Consider the following 19278-nt stretch of genomic DNA (forward strand, 5'->3'; position numbering starts at 1 on the left):
AATTTTTATACCATAGCAATCGGAATATTATTTACTACTCGTTTCGAGTACCTGATGATCAAAAAAAATAGTCCACTTAATATTCAGAATTTCAGCAACTTCTTTTGCCTTATCAACACTAGGTGTTCGTACTCCTTGTTCCCATGAAGCATATGTTGTTACAGGAACATTAAGAAGTTCCGCAAAATTTGATTGAGTCATATTTTTTGTTTCTCTTATTTCTTTAAGCCATTTTCTTTGCTTCATTGTTTCTCCTTTCTTACGCTTATCGCGTTGCTATGGTTATAATATACTACTCATTATGTGTATTGTAAATAGTTTTCTACTCTTTTTGTGTATTTTAATATAAATACACGAATTGTGTAGTATATTTTACTCGAGGTGATTCATATGTTCTCTAACACGCTTAAAAAATTAAGAAGTAAAACACATAGAACACAAAAAGAAATTGCCAAGGCTCTTGGAGTAGCTCCTACAACATACGCTTCATGGGAACAAGGCAAACGTGAACCAGATCAGGCTGCTACAATAAGAATTGCCGATTATTTTAATGTCACACTTGATTATCTCTATGGAAGAAATGAAACACCACAATGGGCAAAACAAAAAGACACCATTGATTTAAAATCCTTTTTGGATAAAAACCTTGTAGGTGCCTTCTATGATGGTGATGAACTAACTGATGAACAAAGAGATAAGTTAAAAATTGCTTTAACACAGATATTCTGGGATCAACGCAAGAAAGAAAGAAGCGATACTGATGACATCGACAAGGGAAATAAATAAATTAGTTTTTGCCATTGGTCAACGTTATAGTACGTTTGATCCATTCACCTGGGCCGATAAATTGAACGTTCAAATATATTGGAAGGAAGTGGCAGATAAACCACTTGCAGAAACCTTATATTACGGCGACACACCGATTATTATGATATCCAATACAATTAGATACAGTACTCAGAAATACTTCGTATTGGCTCACGAGCTGTGTCATGTAATCGAACAAGATGGTTTATCAGCATATTATTCTTCAAATGTGAGATTTAAAAATAAATCAGAGAATTCAGCTGATGAATTTGCAATGTCTCTTGTTACCAATCTATACATAGAAGAGAATGGCCATTTACCAGAAACGTATAATGATTTAAGATATAATTATGGATTACCATTTTTAGGAAACTAATTTTTGTCCAGATACGGACGACATTAAAAGCTGATGTATTTTTAGGGGGAGAGCAATATGAAAACTAAAAATTTAACTTTAGCGGGATTAACTATACTTTTAGCTTCGTCATTAGTTGCTTGTTCAAATGGAGAATCATCTAACTCTGAATCAAAAGATACCGTTAAAACCGAGAAAAAAGAAAAAAAGACCACTGTTCAAAAGAATCAGTTAGGCTTAACAAAATCTCAAAATGATAAATTTAATAGTAGTTTGATTGATGGGTTGAACGAAGATCAAGGATATGCTTCTTCTGGAGATGACAGTTATTCCTGGGCTCAATATATCGATACCTTAGTGTATGATAACAACCGTGGTTTAATTATCAAAGTTACCTCAGACTTTACTAACTTCAGTGAAAAAGATAAAAACACTATTGCTGGCAATGCTGTAGGTCTTGCAGAAGCCCAACTTGCTATCATGGGTAAAAACGATAGCGGTACGAAAACAATCCATTCAAACGTATATATGGAAAATACCAAACTAGGAAGTTCAAAGTTTTCAAATCCACGAGAATTTAAGTGGAAATAAATAAAATAAATCGATCATACTATTTTAATTTAAAGTTAAGCCTTAACTGGCTTTTTATTTTTAGCGCAAAAAGAACATATGTGCCCCATAAATTGACATTTTCTTCATATTCGTCAATAGAACTATAAAAAATACTCAAAACAAGACAAATCTTATAAAACAAGTTTACGAAAGAAAGGAAATTGTAATTATGGCAACAATTCATAAACGCAATGGCAAATGGGAATATCGTGTTTCCTACAAAGACCCCACTACCGGCAAATATAGAAATAAAACAAAGGGCGGGTTCGTCAGGAAAACAGAATGTGAGGAAGCCGCTAGGAAAATTGAATTACAAAAATCAAATCATGCTAACTTAGCAAAGCAAGATATGCTCTTCTCTGATTACTTTAAAGAATGGGTTGAATTATATCGCATTAAAGGTAAATCACATTCTACAGTTAATAGATACTATTTTGCGATAGATGTAATCAAAAAATACTTTCCAAACATGAGGCTGGTTGATGTTACTAAAGCAGATTACCAGCATTTTTTAAATGAGTTTGGCAAAACTCGCACAAAAGTAACCGTTAGCAAATACAATAGTTTCTTTAGATCAATGTGTGAAGATGCAATAGCTGAGCAATTAATCTATACAGACTTCACTAGAAATACAACCATTGTTGCCGGTAAGGAATCAAAAAGCCCCGATGAAAAATTTCTTGAACCTGATGATTACATAAAACTGATTGAAATTGCTAAAATGCATACTTCTATTAATGATATATCATCAGCTGAAGTATATTTAGTAACACAAACAGGAATGAGATACGAGGAATGCGCGGGGCTTACTTGGAATGATATCAATTTTAATAAAAAAGTAATTCGTGTCAATAAAGCCATCGAAAATGATACCCGTAATCAAAAGGCCACTAAAACACCTGCTGGTGTTAGGTATGTTGATGTTAGTAGTGACTGCATTAATGTACTTAAAAAGCTCAAAATTGGTCAGGAAGAATACTTTAAGAGAGTTAACTACACTGATCCTTACAATTATGTTTTTAGAAGCAGACGTAAAGAAACTCCTACTTCTCAATCAGTCAATCAGCAATTAAAGAAATTGCTAAATGAAATCGGTGCAAGCAAAATAATTAATTTTCACGGGATTAGACATACTCATATATCCTACCTACTTGATCAGGGCTTTAATCTTAAATATGTATCAAGACGTGTTGGTCATAAAACAACCGCTACTACATTAAAATATTATACTCATATGTTCGATTCAACATCGCTTGAGCAAAGCAGTGATCTTAGAAAATTATTTAACGGCATTGAAGAAACTAATAATAATGATTAGTATTAATGCAATATTTTGCGCACACCTTTTTTGCTGATTTTTTCCTGCGCAAAATGGGACAATGAATCTTCCACTGCGCAAAATTCTGCGCAAAGAAAACTTACATTATCTTTAATTTTCAAGAAAATAAAAAAATAGGAACGCCTTTTTATCAGCATTCCTATTAGTAATCTTACGAACTTTTGTTCTCTTTTATTCTAAAAAAGGTGAGTACAGGATTTGAACCTGCGCGCCCGCGTATAACGGGTTCGCCGGATTTCGAGTCCGGTGCATTACCACTCTGCCAACTCACCATAATTAAGATCTGACCAAAATCAGACCTCTTTTAATTAATATTGCATAAGGGTAAACATATCATACCCTTTAATCTTATCACGTCCGTGCAAATCTGTTAACTCAATCAAGAAGGCTGTACCAACTACGATACCACCTAATTTTTCAATCAACTTGATTGTAGCAGCTAAAGTACCACCAGTTGCCATCAGATCATCCACGACTAAAACTTTTTGACCAGGCTTGATTGCATCTTTTTGCATATACAAAGAACCTTGACCATATTCAAGATCATAAGTAACAGAAACTGTTTCTCGAGGTAGCTTACCCTTTTTACGTGCAGGAGCAAAACCAATTCCCATGTTATAAGCAACTGGACAACCCACGATGAAACCACGAGCTTCTGGTCCAGCAATCATTTCTGCACCACGGCTCTTCGCATATTCAACAATCTTATCGGTTGCTGCAGCATATGCCTTACCATCAGCCATTAATGGTGAAATATCACGAAATAGTACACCAGGTTCTGGAAAATCTTGAACATTAGCAACATATTTCCTAAAATCAATATCCATTTTTAAAATTCCCCATTCAACCTAACAATGGCAATCATAATCACTCATCCAGGACAAGAGATCGTCAAAGTTGGATTCAATTAATATTTTTTCAACATCATTGCGTTGTAATCTCTTTAAATAAGTCGGAGATTCAGTCAATTCACGTTGTTGTGAAGCATCAGCTTTTTCAACAAAACCATTTACTATTTTAACAAAATTCAGCTCAAAAAACACTTTTAAATAAAAATCAATGTCGTTTTTTTGCAATTTTAGATATTCTGCCACCAGATCCATTCGTTCAGCTTGAATATTTTGATGGGTATAAAGATACTTCAAAAGGGTTTTCATCTTTATCATATCAGGCTTTAAGTAAGTTCCAGTTAAATCTGTATGGAACAATAAAGCCGTATATTTAGTTTTATTCTTTTTTATGAAATTTTCGAATAACTCTAAACTGTGCGGACGATCATAAATCAAAATATTGTTCCCATCACATTCTTCATCATAATGAATCAGCTTGGCCTTTATATTGGCACGTTTGGCAGCCTCATAGTAAGTTTCATTAAAGAACACGATATTATCAAAGTGTCCCATAACTTCGCTGGAAAGGCGCTTATTTCGATAATCTAGGTATACCTGTCTCAAAGCTGCTATCTTTTTTGCTTGTGGTGAGATTTGGAAATCATCAAGCATCATTTGAAGATTCTTTTTACCAGCCCATTCGTTAATACCCAATTCTCCGTAAACATCACAGACACTATTCTTAATTGTCTGTGACTTAGCAAACATCCCAAAACCAATAGCCCCAATCTGGCGATTACCATCAGCAATCATGGTCTTTAAATGGGTCGCATCTTTTCCAATTGAACGTGGCTGTGCCAAGGAAACATTAGTCAATTTAACAACTGGTTTGGGATTGCCCATTCCAAATGGTGCTAATTGATTAATTTTTTTAATTAAATCAAAATTCAGTTCAGTAATATTTAAAGCTAAATCATATTTCTTAACAACTGGAGCCTGGGGATCAAACCCTTGTTCTTTTGGCTCTGCTTGGAGCAGTTCAGTCAATTTATCCAATTGAGCTTCTTCAATCGAAAAACCACAAGCTTGAGCGTGACCACCAAAGGCAACAAAGAGATCATTATACTTGTTCAATGCCGTAAAGAGATTAAAACCTTCAGGACTACGTCCTGAACCCTTCATCACGCCACTATTTTCATCAAACTGCGTTGCCAGGACAGGTTTATTTTCTTGATCCATTGTCCGACTGGCAACAATTCCTAAAATACCTTGATGCCACTTATTACCCTTTAAAACAATCACACCATGATCTTTTTGCGCATTGATCTGACTTTGAGCATCGGCAAAAGCAGTATTAACTAATTCCTGACGTCGGGTATTAATATCTTCTGTTTCATCAACGATCTCTTTGGCAAAAGATTTATCACCGGTCGTTAATAATTCAACTCCTGATGAAGCATTTTCCAATCTGCCTAAGGCGTTGATTCGTGGTGCCAATTTGAAACCAATATCCTCTTCACTGATTCCATTGACTTTTAACTTACACTTCTTGATCAAAGCAGTTAATCCGACATGATGATTCTGTTTCATCTGTTTCAGACCTTCGGTAACGATTACTCGATTCTCACCTTTCAGGGCTACAGAATCGGCCACAGTACCGATTGCAGCTAAATCAATCAACTCTAAGGCTTCGTCACCCAAAAGCGCGTCAGCTATCTTAAAAGCCACTCCAGCACCAGATAAGTACGGACAAACATATTCTGAGCCCGGGATAGTCGGATGAACGATTGCATCGGCTTCTGGTAATTCCGCTGGCAGATCATGATGATCGGTAACGATCACTTTAACACCACGATCTTTCATATACTTGATTTCATCTTTACCACTGACACCATTATCAACAGTGATCAATAAATCAATTCCCTGATCAGCTAAAAATTTATACCGTGCCAAATTAGGACCATAGCCGTCCTTAAAACGATCTGGAATATAAAAGATCGGTTTGGCCCCTAATTTTTGCAAAGCCAATTTCATGATTGAGGTACTGGTTACACCATCAGCATCATAATCACCATAAATAGCAATCTTAGCTTCTGATTCAATCGCTTGATCGATCAATTCCAAAGCCTTATCCATATCATGTAATTCAAAAGGATCTTGTAATTCATCTACTCCCGCGTGTAAAAAGGTTTCGATATCTGCTGGTTCTGTAATATCTCTTTCCAAAAGTAACTCTGCTACGATTGGATCAATTTTCTTATCTTTAGCAAATTCGTCTATCACTTGTTTGGTGGGATTCTTACGCTTTTCCCAATTTATTTCTGTCAAAAAATCACCTACTGTCAATTAATTATATCAATTTTGGAGCATAAAAAAAAAGCCCTGAAGGATTATTTACAATATAATTTCGTAAACCAATCATTCAAAACTCTTTTAAGGAATCATTAAGAAAAGACTGCTAAAGTACCTTTATTGGCCGGTTGACTGCTTACTAATGAACCCTGTAAAGCCCAGCGGTTAGTACCACCGTCAGCACAAGTGATCAAGGTCAAAATACTTTGATTTTTCACATCGTCCAGTAAATAAACCGCTGTAGGTGGAACAATCTTTTTGAAATAGATCTTATATGTATAAACTCGTTTCATATCGGTAATATATGCTAAATCACCAATTTGAGCATTTTCCAATGGTGAAAATAGTGCCCCTTTATTAGTCATATAATGACCAGCTAAGGCATAATTTGATTTACCCATCTTCTCGTTCTCTTTCATCGTACCACCACCGGTCGACAAAGCATTATCGCTCAAGCCGACTACGATTGGTAGACGCAAGTTAACTGAAGGTACAGCCATTTTACCGACTACTGCCGCATCATTATTGACTGACGCTTTGGCAACCTGCGAGGCTGAAATGGGTTTTACTTTATTAAAGTCAAACTGTCCTGACTTCTTTTTGTTTTCCTTGACCTTCTTAGCCGTCAAGGCAGATAAATTCTGCTGGGAAATACGCTTAACCGCATATTCTTTAATAGGCTGGTTGAAAATCAAAGCCAAAGCAATTAGAAGTAAGAGGACAGTTCCAAAAATTGAAAAGAATTTCTTCATTTTTTTCATTCCGTTCCAATAAATTTGCTATATAACTTAATATTAAAACATATATGGATAAAAGTTAAGTTTTTAATTTATTCAAGTTGTTCTCAAATTTAAAGACAATTAAAATTCAGCAAATAAGTTATAATAGTTTTATAAATGAATCTGGAGGTAATTTTATGAGTATTCTCGTTTTAGGTGGTGCCGGATATATTGGTTCTCACACTGTTGATCATCTGTGTGAACTAGGATACGACGTCATTGTAGCAGACAATTTATCAACGGGTCACGTACAAGCAATTAATTCGCAAGCTAAATTTTATCAAGGTGATGTCCGTGATAAAGAATTTTTAATCAAATTATTCCAAAATGAAGACATTACTGATGTGATCCATTTTGCCGCATTTTCAATCGTTCCAGAATCAATGAAAGATCCCTTAAAATACTTCGATAACAATACTGCGGGAATGATTTCACTCTTACAAGTCATGCACAATTTTGGAGTTAAGCATATCGTCTTCTCCTCAACCGCTGCAACTTATGGCGAACCTAAACAGATTCCCATTAAGGAAACTGATCCCACTGTTCCCACTAATCCCTATGGTGAAAGTAAACTAGCTATGGAAAAAATCATGCACTGGTGTGATGTTGCTTATGGCATCAAATTTATTGCTTTGAGATATTTCAATGTTGGTGGTGCTAAATCTGATGGTTCAATTGGTGAAGATCACAATCCTGAAACTCATTTGATTCCAGTGGTACTCCAAGTTGCTGCCGGTCAACGAGACGAATTGACTATTTTCGGTGACGATTACGATACTGCTGATGGTACCAACGTCCGTGATTATGTTCATGTGGAAGATTTAGCTGAAGCCCATCGTTTAGCAATGGAATATCTTCGCAAAAACGAAACTAGTAACGTCTTTAACTTAGGTTCATCCAATGGTTTCTCCAATAAGCAAATTCTTGAAGCTGCTCGTAAAGCAACTGGCAAAGAAATCCCTGCTAAAATTGGTCCACGTCGTGCTGGCGACCCTAGTACTTTGATTGCTGACTCGACTAAAGCCAGAACTGTTTTGAAATGGCAACCTAAGTATGACGATGTTGAAAAAGTTATCGCTGATGCTTGGAATTTTAAAGCAAAACATTTAAATGGTTATGAAGATTAATAATCTTGATTAAAAAAACTGATTCTGAGATAAATCCCAGGGTCAGTTTTTATTTTTATATCAAATATTCCAAATCACTAGCTGCAGTTGGATAAGCAAAAATTTCTTTCAAAACGTCTGCATGAGTCATATGATTCTTAATTGCTAAGGTCAACAAATTGATCAAACTATCAGCATTCCCAGTTAATAAAGTGGCTCCAATAATCTCTGAACGGTCATTTAGGACAATACGAATCATTGCCCTAGCTTCATTGGTATGACTATAAGTAAACCAACTTGTCACATCTTGATCGACTACTCTAGCACCTTCTTGAGCACCAACTTTAGCCAATTTAGGACTACCGTAAACAACTGTTGGAATCAATGGATAGTCAATTGCCACCGTTGTTTGACCAAGAATAACCTGACTGACATAACTAGCTTCAAACCCGGCTACAGGCGTCAATTTAGGTTCTTTAGTTGAAATGACATCCCCAATTGCATAAATTTTACTACTTGAGGATTGTAAATGATCATTTACGATTACACCGTGACGATCGACTTTGACATTAGCTTTCTCTAAATCAAGAAAATCATCATTAGGAATCCGACCAGTAGCACCAATCACCAAATCGGTCGTCAACTCAAAACCAGCAGCTTTAATAGTATATTGACCATCTTTAGTAACGTCAATTGCTTGAGTATCAACGTTAAAATTGAAATCAACACCCTTATTTTCTAATTGTTTAACTAATTCCAAGGCATATTCTTCATTAAATTCCTTCAATGGATGATTATTATGATGAATAATATGCACTTTAGCTCCGGTGGCATTAGCGATTGTAGCTAATTCAAAAGCAATATATCCAGCCCCAATAATAGTAATATCAGCTGGCATCTTCTTTAACGAAAGAAAATCAGTACTCGATAACAACTGTTCTTTACCGGGAATATTCAAATAGCTGGGACGTTGACCAGTTGCCAAAATAAAATGTTGTGCTTGATAATGATCAGTTCCATTCACGACTACTTCATCTTCAGAAATAAACTTTGGTTGACCATCAATTGCAGTCATTCCAGCACCAACAATACCATCACGACTACCTTTAGATACCGGATCAGTAAACTTTTCTTTAAACTGTTCTAATTCTTTCCAATTTACAAATGGCACATCAGAAAATCCTTTATCTTGCAGTTGCATCATCTTGTCTCGAGCTTCCACACCACTCAAGAAAACTTTTTTCGGATCACAGCCCCGATTAGGGCAAGTACCACCCCAAAGGTTATTTTCAATTACAGCCACTGTTTGACCAGCTGCTTTCAAATCATAAGCTGCGGCTAAACCGGCTGGACCAGCACCAATAATAATTGTATTGAATTTTTCCATTAATAAAGACCTCCAAAATAAAAAAGCGCTTATAACGTAACAACTAGTTACATTATAAACACTTATTGATTATTTACTGCCTTCTTTGCCTCGGTTAAGATCAAGCACTGACATAAAGGCTTCTTGAGGAATCGAAACTTTTCCAACTTCCTTCATGCGCTTCTTACCAGCCTTTTGTTTGTTCAATAACTTATCACGACGAGTTCTATCACCACCATAAAGCTTAGCAGTAACATCCTTCCGATAGGCTTTAACATTAGCCCGAGCCACAATTTTATTGCCAATTGCTGCTTGAATAGGGATTTCAAACATTTGACGAGGAATAACTTCCTTCAAACGAGCTACAATATCACGACCACGTTTTTGGGCAAAATCTTTATGAACAATAAAACTAAGAGCATCAATCGATTCACCATTCAACAAAATATCCATTTTAACTAACTCACTTGGTTCATAATCTTCAACCTCATAATCCAAGGAAGCATAACCCTTAGTGTTAGACTTCAAATCATCAAAGAAATCAAAGATAATTTCTAGCAACGGAATCTTATAGATAACGTTAACTCGATATTTGTCCAAATAGTCCATCGTTACGAACTCACCACGTTTACGTTGGCAAAGTTCCATAACTGGTCCCACAAAATCCTCAGGTACCATAATTTCCGCTCTCACGTATGGTTCACGAATCTCCTTGATCTCAGAAGCATCTGGTAATTCAGATGGATTATCAACTACAATATTTTCGCCGTCAGAAGTAGTTACATGATAATCAACTGATGGTGATGTTGTAATCAAATCAAGATCAAAATCACGTTCCAAACGTTCTTGAACCACATCCATGTGCAAAAGTCCTAAGAATCCACAACGGAATCCAAATCCTAAGGCAGTTGATGTTTCTGGTTCATATTCCAAAGCAGCATCATTTAATTGTAATTTTTCCAAAGCTTCATGTAGATCTTCATATTTGGAATTATCAACTGGATAAAGTCCAGCGTAGACCATTGGTGTACTCTTACGGTAACCAGTCAAGGCTTCATCAGTTGGATTATTAGCCAAAGTAACGGTATCACCAACTTGAGTTTCCTTAACTGACTTGATAGCAGCAGTAATATAACCTACATCCCCAGCCATCAAATAATCACGTTTGACCGCTTTAGGGGACATGACACCGACTTCAGTTACTTCAAAGGTCTTCTTATTACTCATCAATTGAATCGTGTCTCCGACCTTTACAACGCCCTCACGGACACGTACATCCAAAACAACTCCACGGTAACTGTCATAAACCGAATCAAAGATCAAAGCTTTGAGTGGTTTATCAAGATCACCTTCAGGAGCAGGCACGTCAGAAACGATTCGTTCCAAAAGTTCGTCGACCCCAATACCAGTTTTAGCACTCATCAAAATAGCTGATTCGGCGTCAATACCGATAGCTTCTTCGATTTCTTCTTTAACTTTATCAGGTTCAGCTGATGGCAAATCGATTTTATTGATTACTGGCACGATTTCCAGATCATTATCAATTGCTAAATAAGCATTTGCCAACGTTTGGGCTTCAACACCCTGGGCAGCATCAACCACCAACAAAGCGCCCTCACAAGCAGCCAATGATCGTGAGACTTCATAGGAAAAGTCTACGTGTCCTGGTGTATCGATCAGATGGAAAATATATGTTTGTCCATCTTTAGCTTCATATTCAAGTTCTACCGCATTCAACTTAATCGTAATCCCACGTTCACGTTCCAAGTCCATATCATCAAGGATCTGAGCTTTCATTTCACGTTTGGAGATTGTCTTAGTTCTTTCCAAAATCCGATCGGCAATTGTTGATTTACCATGATCGATATGCGCTACGATAGAAAAATTACGAATTCTTTTTTGTCTTTCTTTTAACTTATCGAGATCTAAATTCATAAATTGTTCCCTTCTATCAGAAATTTTATCATTTTGTCTATTTTACACTATTGTACACCGATGTTCTAGACAGCAAACTGTACAGCTTTATAGATTTTAGTTAATCAAAAAATACTATCCTCGTAAAAATAATACTTTGACGACGCTGGCGTTTTACAATTACTCACAAAAATACCATCAATCCAAATAGGAATTGATGGTATTTTTTAATGTTAACCTTATTGGGTCACATTTTATTCGCCTTTAAAGGCATCTTTTACTTTATTGAAAAAGTTACTATCTTTTTCTTTGATCTTGTCGCCACCTGCTTCAGCAAACTTCTTCAAAGCACTACGCTGTTCACCCGAAAGTTTACGAGGAGTCACAATATTAACAGTAACTTTTTGATCACCGATACTCTTACTATTGAGTACTGGTGCACCTTTACCACGTAATCTAAAGGTTGTTCCAGTTTGAGTACCACTTGGGATATTCAATTGAACTGGTCCATGAACAGTATTTACTTTGATATCATCACCCAAAGTAGCTTGTGGGAAACTGATATTTACTGAGGCATAAATTGTTGATCCATCACGTCTGAACTCCTTGCTTGGAGCAACGTGAAAGACGATGTACAAATCACCATAAGGTCCACCGTTAGTTCCGGCTTCACCTTGACCATCTAAGCGCATTTGTTGTCCATCTTCGACACCAGCGGGAACGGTAACTTTAAGTTCGTGTTTTTCATTTACCTTACCTGAGCCATGGCAAATATTACACTTGTCTTTAATTTCTTTACCAGTACCATTGCAGACATCACAAACAACTCTTGTACGCATACGGCCAAGTGGAGTTTGACGGTCAACTTCTACATAACCTGAACCATGACACTTTGAACATGTTTCCGGATGAGTACCAGGTTTAGCACCAGAACCATCACAAGTTGAACATTCTTCTTCACGGTTGTAAGAAATGTTAGTTTTTTTACCGAAAACTCCCTCTTCAAAGGATAAATCCATTCGATATTGAAGATCGGAACCTTGTCTTGGGGCATTAGGATTTTGACGAGCAGCACCGCCACCGCCAAAGAATTGGCTAAAGATATCTTCGAATCCGCCGAACTGGTCAGAACCAGCCCCACCACCGAAGCCACCAAATCCACCTTGGCCACCATTCATACCGGCAGAACCATATTGATCATATTGAGCACGTTTTTGAGGATCTTTTAATACTTCGTAGGCTGCATTAACTTCCTTAAACTTATCTTCAGCATCAGCGGCTTTATTCAAGTCAGGATGATACTTCTTTGAAAGTTTACGAAATGCCTTTCTTATATCATCATCAGAAGCGCTTTTATCAACGCCTAGTACGTCATATGGATTTTTATCTGCCATTAAATCACCCTTACGTAACAGGACAAATTGTCCTATTCCTTTTTAACGCTCAAAAGAGCAGTTATTGTTTTTACTATACCATAACTGGTTTTAGTAATTAAACCACTGCTCTTTTTCACACTTATTATTTCTTATCTTTGTCAGGATCTACTTCTGAAAAGTCGCCATCAACGGTATTATCGTCTTTTGACTTCTTGCCATCAGTTGTTGAACCCTTATCAGCACCAGCGTCACCACCAGCAGCTTGTTGTGATTCCTGAGCTTGTTGATAAAGTTTTACAGATAGATCTTGAACAATCTTGTTCAAATCATCACGTTTCTTCTTCATATCTTCAAGGTCACCTGAGTCTTGAGCTTTCTTCAAAGCATCACGAGCATCTTGGGCTTTCTTGATTTCATCGTCAGAAACTTTACCTTTAACGTCTTTTAGAGTCTTGTCAGTTGCAAACAATGTTTGTTCAACGTCATTCTTAACATCGACTTCTTCCTTACGTTTGTTATCTTCTTCTTCGTGTTCTTTAGCTTCCTTCATCATCTTGTCGACTTCTTCATCGCTCAAGCCTGATGAACTCTTGATAGTAATCTTTTGTTCCTTATTAGTACCCATATCTTTAGCAGAAACATTAACGATACCATTCTTATCAATATCAAATGTAACTTGGATTTGAGGTACGCCACGAGGTGCAGCAGGAATATCTGTTAATTGAAAACGACCCAAAGTTTTGTTATCAGCGGCCATTGAACGTTCACCTTGTAACACGTGAATATCAACAGCACTTTGATTATCAGCAGCAGTTGAGAAGACTTGTGATTTACTTGTTGGGATAGTTGTATTTCTATCGATCAACTTAGTAAATACTCCACCCATTGTTTCGATACCTAATGATAATGGTGTGACATCAAGTAAAACAACGTCTTTAACATCACCAGAGATAACACCACCTTGGATAGCAGCACCTAAAGCAACAGCTTCATCAGGGTTGATTGAGTGGTCTGGAGCTTTGCCAGTCCATTTAGCAACAGATTCTTGAACAGCAGGAATACGAGTTGAACCACCATTTAAGATAACCTTGTCAATATCAGCATTAGTTAAGTTTGCATCTTTCAAAGCGTTGTCAACAGGAGCCTTTGTTCTTTCAACAAGATCAGCTGTCAATTCATCAAACTTAGCACGTGTTAAAGTTTCTTCCAAGTGAAGTGGGCCATTAGCACCAGATGAAATAAATGGAAGACTAATTGATGTTTGGGCAACACCTGACAAATCCTTCTTAGCTTTTTCAGCAGCATCCTTTAATCTTTGAAGAGCCATCTTATCTTGTCCCAAATCAACGCCATTCTTAGCCTTGAATTGTGCTACAAGCCAATCGATGATCTTTTGGTCAAAATCATCACCACCAAGACGTGTATCACCATTTGTTGAAAGTACTTCGAAGACACCATCACCTAATTGAAGGATAGAAACATCAAATGTACCACCACCAAGATCATAAACAAGAACTTTTTCGTCACCCTTGTCATTATCAAGACCATAAGCAAGTGCTGAAGCTGTTGGTTCGTTAACGATACGTTGAACGTTTAAACCAGCAATTTTACCAGCATCCTTAGTAGCTTGTCTTTGTGAATCATCGAAGTATGCAGGAACTGTAATAACAGCATCTGTAACTGGTTCACCAAGGTAGTCTTCTGAGAACTTCTTGATATGTTGCAAAATGAAAGCTGAAATTTCTTGTGGTGTGTAATCCTTACCAGCTACAGAAACTTTGTATCCAGCTTCACCCATATGACGCTTGATTGATGAAACTGTATCAGGGTTAGTAATTGCTTGTCTCTTTGCAACTTCACCAACTTGAATTTCACCATCTTTGAAAGCAACAACTGAAGGAGTTGTTCTTGCGCCTTCTGGATTAGTAATAATTTTTGGAGAGCCACCTTCTAGAACGGCTACAGCAGAGTTTGTAGTACCTAAATCAATACCAATAACTTTTGACATAAACCTAAACCTCTTTTTAATTTTTTTATATTATTAATTAACTATTTTATTGTGCAACAACGACCATTGCAGGACGTAATACACGATCATCTAACTTATAACCTTTTTGAAGCACTTGAACTACGGTATCTTTTTGATGTTTATCATCAGCAGGAACCGTTTGAACAGCCTGACTAAATGTTGGATCAAATGTCTCACCGGCATTGTCAATTACAGTCACATGATTATTTTCCAAAGCTTTAACCATATGTTGTTGTACCATTTCAATACCCTTCTTGAGTTGCTTGCTGGCATCGTCGTCAGCATCAACAGCTAGGGCACGTTCAAGATTATCAATCACTGGAAGGATTTCAGTTGCCAGCTTTTGACCATCATATTTAAGAATTCCAGCAACTTCTTTTTTATGACGTTTATTCATATTTTGAATTTCAGCTTGGTATCTGAGTAGATCATCTTGTAGATCTGAATTTTTGGCTTTAAGATCTTTGATTTCTTGATCTTTGGGATCTTTACCAGCATCGTCTTTCTTAGCTGATTTCTCAGCCTTTTCATCAGTCTTTGGAGCTGCTTGTTTAGCAGTCTTCAAATCTTGATTTTTTTCTTTATCTGCCATTACTTCCTCCTAAATTTCAAGAATCATCGTATCTCGAATAATAATCAATCAATCTTTTGGCTAGTTCGCCACGAAATTCTCCTAACAAACCAATCAACTGTGAATAATGCATTGACGTTGGCCCTAATAAAGCAATAACACCTTTACCATGGTGACCAACATCATAATTAGCAGTAATAATACTATAATTTTTCAATGCATCACTACCTAATTCACTTCCAAGACGAACATGAATTCCGTCATCAGAAATACTTGGATCCAACAGTTTTCTCAAATCAGTACTTTGATTCATGATTGAGAATAACGATTGAACTTGTGAGAGATCTTCGTTATTAGCATAGTTTAAAAGATTTAATTGTCCATCAACATAATACTTCTCTGATCCTGCTTTTTTGAAAAGCTGATCCATCATATCCAACAAACCATCAGTTGAATACATGTATTCTGAAAGAATCGCTGGAACATCATTGTGAAGCATTTGGATAACCTTAGTTAACGGTTGTCCAACTAATTTATCATTCACAATATTTACGATTTTTTCAATTATAGAAGTATCAAAATCATCATCGATTGTATAAATATTATTCTCAACATTATTATCACTAGTGACAATGATTGCCATCAGCTGATGTGGATTCAAGGGAACAATTCTAAATCCTGTCAACAGGATCGAACCACTCTCTGGTCCTAATGTGATTGCTGTGTAACTTGTTAAATGAGATAAAATTTTGGCAGATTGTTCAATAATGTCATCAATTTGATGATATGTCTTACCAAAATCCTCGTCAATTCTTTGTGCAATATCTTGCGGTACACTGGTTGGTTGCACCAGATGATCAAGATAATAGCGATATCCCATTGCTGAAGGAATTCTACCTGATGAAAGATGGGTCTTTTCTAGATAACCAACTTCCTCAAGCATTGCCATTTCATTTCTGATGGTCGCAGAACTTACATGAAAAGGTAATTCATTCATCAATGTCTTCGAACCAACCGGCTGGCCGGTATCTGTAAATATGCGCACGACTTCTCTCAAGATTGCATCTTGACGTTGTGATAGCATTATACCGTCCTCCTTTTTAGCACTATTCATACCTGAGTGCTAACAATGTAAAATATAACAATCTATCCTAATAGTGTCAAGTCTGCACGCTCAATTTTTTAAATTATTTCCAGTATTTTCTTTTAAATCGTAATTGTCCTGAATTATAGCAAAAAAGAACCCAAATTATTATCGGGTTCTCCTAATTATCTATAAAGCTTTAATGGTATTTTTCTTATCGATTTCTAATTGTTTAACTAATCCGGCAGCATCAGCAAACTTTACCTCACCACGAAGATACTTGACCCACTCTATTTCCACATGCTGACCATAGATATCTTCGTCAAAATCAAAGATATTAGCTTCGATCGTCACACCGGTGTTCTCTTTGAAAGTAACATTATAACCAACTGAGGTCATCGCTGAATACCAAGTATCGTTGATCTTGATCCTAGTAGCATAAACACCAATCGCTGGGACTAACTGACAACCATCAACTGAAATATTAGCAGTTGGATAACCTAAAGTTCTACCCCTTTGCAAGCCATGGATCACGGTTCCTTGATTCTGATAAGTATAACCGAGAAACATATTAGCTGTTTCAATGTGACCGTTGGTTAGAAACTCCTTGATTGCACTAGAACCAATTTTTTGACCATTGATCAATTGTTCTGGCACTGTAATTGTCGCAAATTTTCCTTGAGCGTAGTTGGGCAAGGTCTGCATATTGGCGACATCCTTTTTACCATATGTATAGTCAAATCCAGCGATTACATACTTTGCATTCAAGGCAATCATATATTGATCCACAAATGCTTGCGGTTTTAGTTGTGCAAAGATGTCACTGAACTCGACAAAATAAAGGTAATCTACCCCTAATTTTTCAATTAGTTGTGCTTTACGTTCCATGGTCGATAGATACCTATAATCTTTTTCGTGCTGATAGACAGTTCTTGGTGAACGGTCAAAGGTTAATAAAACTGATTTTAAATTATGCTGTTTAGCCAATTCAACTCCAGTCTCAATTACCTTTTGATGTCCCAAATGTACCCCATCAAAGAACCCCATGATCAAAGCTGTATCTTCTAGGGGACGTTGTGTTTTGAGCAACGGATGTTTAACGTTTATAATCTGCATTTTTAATCTCTTTTACTTATTATTCAATAACATTAAATCCGGTATCCACATATCTCTTACATTATCATACTTGTAAATGGCTTTAGTAACACCAGCTCGCATAACCCGTAGTTGTTTAGTTTTGTCGGAATCAATTTCTTCCAAAAAGCCACCATGAGAAACGCGCACTTCCCATTCTTCATCGGTCAATTCATGAGCTGGAACATCGGCTAAGACATCATCAATTGTTCTCAAAAAGCTCAGGTCGTTATTATCCATCATTTCTTCAATTTGACCAAGCGTGAAAGTTTCACCAATTTCAAAACCAGCGCTCTTAACTCTAGTCAATTGAGACATAAAGGCAGGATAACCTAAACTATGACCAAATTCGACTGCTAATGTACGTACATAAGTCCCTTTAGAACATTTAACATGGAAACGAAGTGTCTGATAGCCAGTAGTTTCATCAAAAATTGGTTCATCCATAATATGAAAATCATAAATATGAATCTGACGCTCAGGACGTTCCACTTCTAATCCAGCTCGAGCATATTCATAAAGTTTTTTCCCATTAACCCGAACTGCTGAAAACATTGGTGGAATCTGGGTAATATCTCCGGTCATTTTTGCAAAGATTTCATTAAACTCGTCAATCGTAAAAGGTTTGTCTAGTTTCTTTTCCTCAACCGTACTTCCTTCACGGTCCTCAGTTGTGGTCGAACGACCCAAAGTTATTTCACCCTCATACTCTTTAGCAGAGCCTGTAAGCGTGTTTACCAGTTTTGTTGCCTGACCCACGCAAATTGGTAGAACACCATTTACCAGTGGATCTAGTGTCCCTGTATGACCAATCTTTCTTGTATGCAATACTTTTCTTAATTTATAAACATAATCAGAACTTGTTTGACCAATTTCTTTATTTAATGGAATTACTCCGTCCATAATAAATCCTCATCTCGTCGTAGTATCTTTCAACAATTTTACTAGTTATTTTTAATAATGAAAAGGATTACTTAAACAAAAAAGATAGCCAATACCCGCAATGGATACCGTCTACCTTTAGTTTAGTATTTATACAAATTAACGATTTGCTTCGTCTTGATGCATCTTAGCAATTAATTGATCGATCTTCTCACCATAACGCACTGATTGATCTTGTTTAAATTCAAGTTCAGGCACTTTGTATAAAGTTAATTTTTGACCCAACTCACGTCTGATCAATCCAGTAGCTTTATCCAAACCAGCTTGAGTTTTTTCAACATCACTGGCCTTCTCTGAAAGAATACTGTAATAGATGGTTGCTTGTTGCAAATCACCTGTCATTTCAACGCCTGTAACAGTAACACCTTGTACTCTAGGGTCACGAACACGTTTCAAAAGAATATCATTAACTTCTTTTTGAATCTCTTGTTCAACACGACCAATTCTATGTTTAACCATATTAATCCTCCTACTAAAAAACTTTGCATTGCTAATTAGCAATTTATTTATCTAACAGTTTTTACAACTGCTTTTTTTAATCATCACTGCTTGATTATATCACTACTATTTCGAAAAGATAAAGCAGTTAGGACACAACTATCTTTTTCATTAACTTGGACTTTTGTTTAATTATAAAAATGGCGTTAACTCAAAATCGAGTCAACGCCATTTTTACATTAAT

General features: G+C 36.4%; 18 protein-coding genes and 1 tRNA gene. 5 read left to right on the top strand and 14 right to left on the bottom strand.

What is annotated here, in order from left to right; translation table 11 throughout:
• Nucleotides 1–27 precede the first annotated feature (27 nt).
• Nucleotides 28–246 carry a helix-turn-helix transcriptional regulator gene (locus tag IV57_RS01190; protein ID WP_025024136.1) on the bottom strand — a complete coding sequence of 73 codons (219 nt, stop codon included), beginning with the start codon at nt 244–246 and terminating at the stop codon, nt 28–30.
• Between the two features lie 144 nt (nt 247–390).
• Here IV57_RS01190 and IV57_RS01195 point away from each other — a divergent pair, with 144 nt between their 5' ends.
• The 4 genes from IV57_RS01195 (at nt 391) to IV57_RS01210 (ending at nt 3092) form a co-directional block, all read left to right on the top strand.
• The gene (locus tag IV57_RS01195) at nt 391–786 is read left to right on the top strand and encodes a helix-turn-helix transcriptional regulator (protein WP_057879658.1); all 396 of its coding nucleotides are present in this window, start codon (nt 391–393) and stop codon (nt 784–786) included.
• A complete protein-coding gene (locus IV57_RS01200) occupies nt 761–1183 on the top strand; it encodes an ImmA/IrrE family metallo-endopeptidase (RefSeq protein ID WP_057879659.1) in 423 nt (140 codons plus the stop codon). Before IV57_RS01195 ends, IV57_RS01200 begins: the two co-directional genes overlap by 26 nt.
• A gap of 57 nt (nt 1184–1240) precedes the next feature.
• Nucleotides 1241–1753 carry a hypothetical protein gene (locus IV57_RS01205; RefSeq protein ID WP_057879660.1) on the top strand — a complete coding sequence of 171 codons (513 nt, stop codon included), beginning with the start codon at nt 1241–1243 and terminating at the stop codon, nt 1751–1753.
• A 190-nt stretch (nt 1754–1943) separates the two neighbouring features.
• The gene (locus IV57_RS01210) at nt 1944–3092 is read left to right on the top strand and encodes a site-specific integrase (RefSeq protein ID WP_057879661.1); all 1149 of its coding nucleotides are present in this window, start codon (nt 1944–1946) and stop codon (nt 3090–3092) included.
• A 204-nt stretch (nt 3093–3296) separates the two neighbouring features.
• Here IV57_RS01210 and IV57_RS01215 read toward each other — a convergent pair.
• The 4 genes from IV57_RS01215 to IV57_RS01230 form a co-directional block, all read right to left on the bottom strand.
• A tRNA-Ser gene (locus IV57_RS01215) sits at nt 3297–3385 on the bottom strand.
• A gap of 36 nt (nt 3386–3421) precedes the next feature.
• Nucleotides 3422–3940, bottom strand: coding sequence for an adenine phosphoribosyltransferase (locus IV57_RS01220; protein ID WP_057879662.1), 519 nt, complete (start codon nt 3938–3940; stop codon nt 3422–3424).
• 21 nt (nt 3941–3961) lie between these two features.
• Nucleotides 3962–6271 (bottom strand): single-stranded-DNA-specific exonuclease RecJ, encoded by a 2310-nt coding sequence (gene recJ / locus IV57_RS01225; protein WP_057879663.1) that lies wholly within the window; start codon nt 6269–6271, stop codon nt 3962–3964.
• A 116-nt stretch (nt 6272–6387) separates the two neighbouring features.
• Nucleotides 6388–7047, bottom strand: a complete 660-nt coding sequence (locus IV57_RS01230) for a class A sortase (protein ID WP_083488846.1) — start codon at nt 7045–7047, stop codon at nt 6388–6390.
• A 164-nt stretch (nt 7048–7211) separates the two neighbouring features.
• Here IV57_RS01230 and galE point away from each other — a divergent pair, with 164 nt between their 5' ends.
• Nucleotides 7212–8201, top strand: coding sequence for a UDP-glucose 4-epimerase GalE (gene galE / locus IV57_RS01235; RefSeq protein WP_057879665.1), 990 nt, complete (start codon nt 7212–7214; stop codon nt 8199–8201).
• A 55-nt stretch (nt 8202–8256) separates the two neighbouring features.
• On the opposite strand, the gene IV57_RS01240 is transcribed toward galE, so the two are convergent.
• The 9 genes from IV57_RS01240 to rbfA all read right to left on the bottom strand — a co-directional run bounded on the left by IV57_RS01240 (nt 8257) and on the right by rbfA (nt 19055).
• Complete coding sequence (locus tag IV57_RS01240) at nt 8257–9567, bottom strand: dihydrolipoyl dehydrogenase family protein (RefSeq protein ID WP_057879666.1); 1311 nt, start codon at nt 9565–9567, stop codon at nt 8257–8259.
• A 69-nt stretch (nt 9568–9636) separates the two neighbouring features.
• Nucleotides 9637–11481 carry a translation elongation factor 4 gene (gene lepA / locus IV57_RS01245; RefSeq protein WP_057879667.1) on the bottom strand — a complete coding sequence of 615 codons (1845 nt, stop codon included), beginning with the start codon at nt 11479–11481 and terminating at the stop codon, nt 9637–9639.
• 233 nt (nt 11482–11714) lie between these two features.
• Nucleotides 11715–12854 (bottom strand): molecular chaperone DnaJ, encoded by a 1140-nt coding sequence (gene dnaJ / locus IV57_RS01250; protein ID WP_057879668.1) that lies wholly within the window; start codon nt 12852–12854, stop codon nt 11715–11717.
• A gap of 124 nt (nt 12855–12978) precedes the next feature.
• Complete coding sequence (gene dnaK, locus IV57_RS01255; RefSeq protein ID WP_057879669.1) at nt 12979–14844, bottom strand: molecular chaperone DnaK; 1866 nt, start codon at nt 14842–14844, stop codon at nt 12979–12981.
• 46 nt (nt 14845–14890) lie between these two features.
• The gene (grpE, locus tag IV57_RS01260) at nt 14891–15457 is read right to left on the bottom strand and encodes a nucleotide exchange factor GrpE (RefSeq protein WP_057879670.1); all 567 of its coding nucleotides are present in this window, start codon (nt 15455–15457) and stop codon (nt 14891–14893) included.
• A 16-nt stretch (nt 15458–15473) separates the two neighbouring features.
• Nucleotides 15474–16520 (bottom strand): heat-inducible transcriptional repressor HrcA, encoded by a 1047-nt coding sequence (gene hrcA, locus IV57_RS01265; protein WP_057879671.1) that lies wholly within the window; start codon nt 16518–16520, stop codon nt 15474–15476.
• A gap of 189 nt (nt 16521–16709) precedes the next feature.
• Nucleotides 16710–17636 carry a riboflavin biosynthesis protein RibF gene (gene ribF / locus IV57_RS01270; RefSeq protein ID WP_057879672.1) on the bottom strand — a complete coding sequence of 309 codons (927 nt, stop codon included), beginning with the start codon at nt 17634–17636 and terminating at the stop codon, nt 16710–16712.
• Between the two features lie 12 nt (nt 17637–17648).
• Complete coding sequence (gene truB, locus IV57_RS01275) at nt 17649–18557, bottom strand: tRNA pseudouridine(55) synthase TruB (RefSeq protein ID WP_057879673.1); 909 nt, start codon at nt 18555–18557, stop codon at nt 17649–17651.
• A gap of 138 nt (nt 18558–18695) precedes the next feature.
• Complete coding sequence (rbfA, locus tag IV57_RS01280; protein ID WP_057879674.1) at nt 18696–19055, bottom strand: 30S ribosome-binding factor RbfA; 360 nt, start codon at nt 19053–19055, stop codon at nt 18696–18698.
• Nucleotides 19056–19278: the final 223 nt, after the last annotated feature.

Origin of the sequence: Companilactobacillus kimchiensis (genome assembly GCF_001438805.1) — a bacterium.
In the GTDB taxonomy this organism is placed as follows: domain Bacteria; phylum Bacillota; class Bacilli; order Lactobacillales; family Lactobacillaceae; genus Companilactobacillus; species Companilactobacillus kimchiensis.

Excerpts from the sequence above, each read along its gene's own strand:
- IV57_RS01190 (WP_025024136.1), bottom strand. The coding sequence starts at position 246 with ATGAAGCAAAGAAAATGGCTTAAAGAAATAAGAGAAACAAAAAATATG.
- IV57_RS01195 (WP_057879658.1), top strand. The coding sequence starts at position 391 with ATGTTCTCTAACACGCTTAAAAAATTAAGAAGTAAAACACATAGAACA.
- IV57_RS01200 (WP_057879659.1), top strand. The coding sequence starts at position 761 with ATGACATCGACAAGGGAAATAAATAAATTAGTTTTTGCCATTGGTCAA.
- IV57_RS01205 (WP_057879660.1), top strand. The coding sequence starts at position 1,241 with ATGAAAACTAAAAATTTAACTTTAGCGGGATTAACTATACTTTTAGCT.
- IV57_RS01210 (WP_057879661.1), top strand. The coding sequence starts at position 1,944 with ATGGCAACAATTCATAAACGCAATGGCAAATGGGAATATCGTGTTTCC.
- IV57_RS01220 (WP_057879662.1), bottom strand. The coding sequence starts at position 3,940 with ATGGATATTGATTTTAGGAAATATGTTGCTAATGTTCAAGATTTTCCA.
- IV57_RS01230 (WP_083488846.1), bottom strand. The coding sequence starts at position 7,047 with ATGAAGAAATTCTTTTCAATTTTTGGAACTGTCCTCTTACTTCTAATT.
- galE (WP_057879665.1), top strand. The coding sequence starts at position 7,212 with ATGAGTATTCTCGTTTTAGGTGGTGCCGGATATATTGGTTCTCACACT.
- IV57_RS01240 (WP_057879666.1), bottom strand. The coding sequence starts at position 9,567 with ATGGAAAAATTCAATACAATTATTATTGGTGCTGGTCCAGCCGGTTTA.
- lepA (WP_057879667.1), bottom strand. The coding sequence starts at position 11,481 with ATGAATTTAGATCTCGATAAGTTAAAAGAAAGACAAAAAAGAATTCGT.
- dnaJ (WP_057879668.1), bottom strand. The coding sequence starts at position 12,854 with ATGGCAGATAAAAATCCATATGACGTACTAGGCGTTGATAAAAGCGCT.
- dnaK (WP_057879669.1), bottom strand. The coding sequence starts at position 14,844 with ATGTCAAAAGTTATTGGTATTGATTTAGGTACTACAAACTCTGCTGTA.
- grpE (WP_057879670.1), bottom strand. The coding sequence starts at position 15,457 with ATGGCAGATAAAGAAAAAAATCAAGATTTGAAGACTGCTAAACAAGCA.
- hrcA (WP_057879671.1), bottom strand. The coding sequence starts at position 16,520 with ATGCTATCACAACGTCAAGATGCAATCTTGAGAGAAGTCGTGCGCATA.
- ribF (WP_057879672.1), bottom strand. The coding sequence starts at position 17,636 with ATGCAGATTATAAACGTTAAACATCCGTTGCTCAAAACACAACGTCCC.
- truB (WP_057879673.1), bottom strand. The coding sequence starts at position 18,557 with ATGGACGGAGTAATTCCATTAAATAAAGAAATTGGTCAAACAAGTTCT.
- rbfA (WP_057879674.1), bottom strand. The coding sequence starts at position 19,055 with ATGGTTAAACATAGAATTGGTCGTGTTGAACAAGAGATTCAAAAAGAA.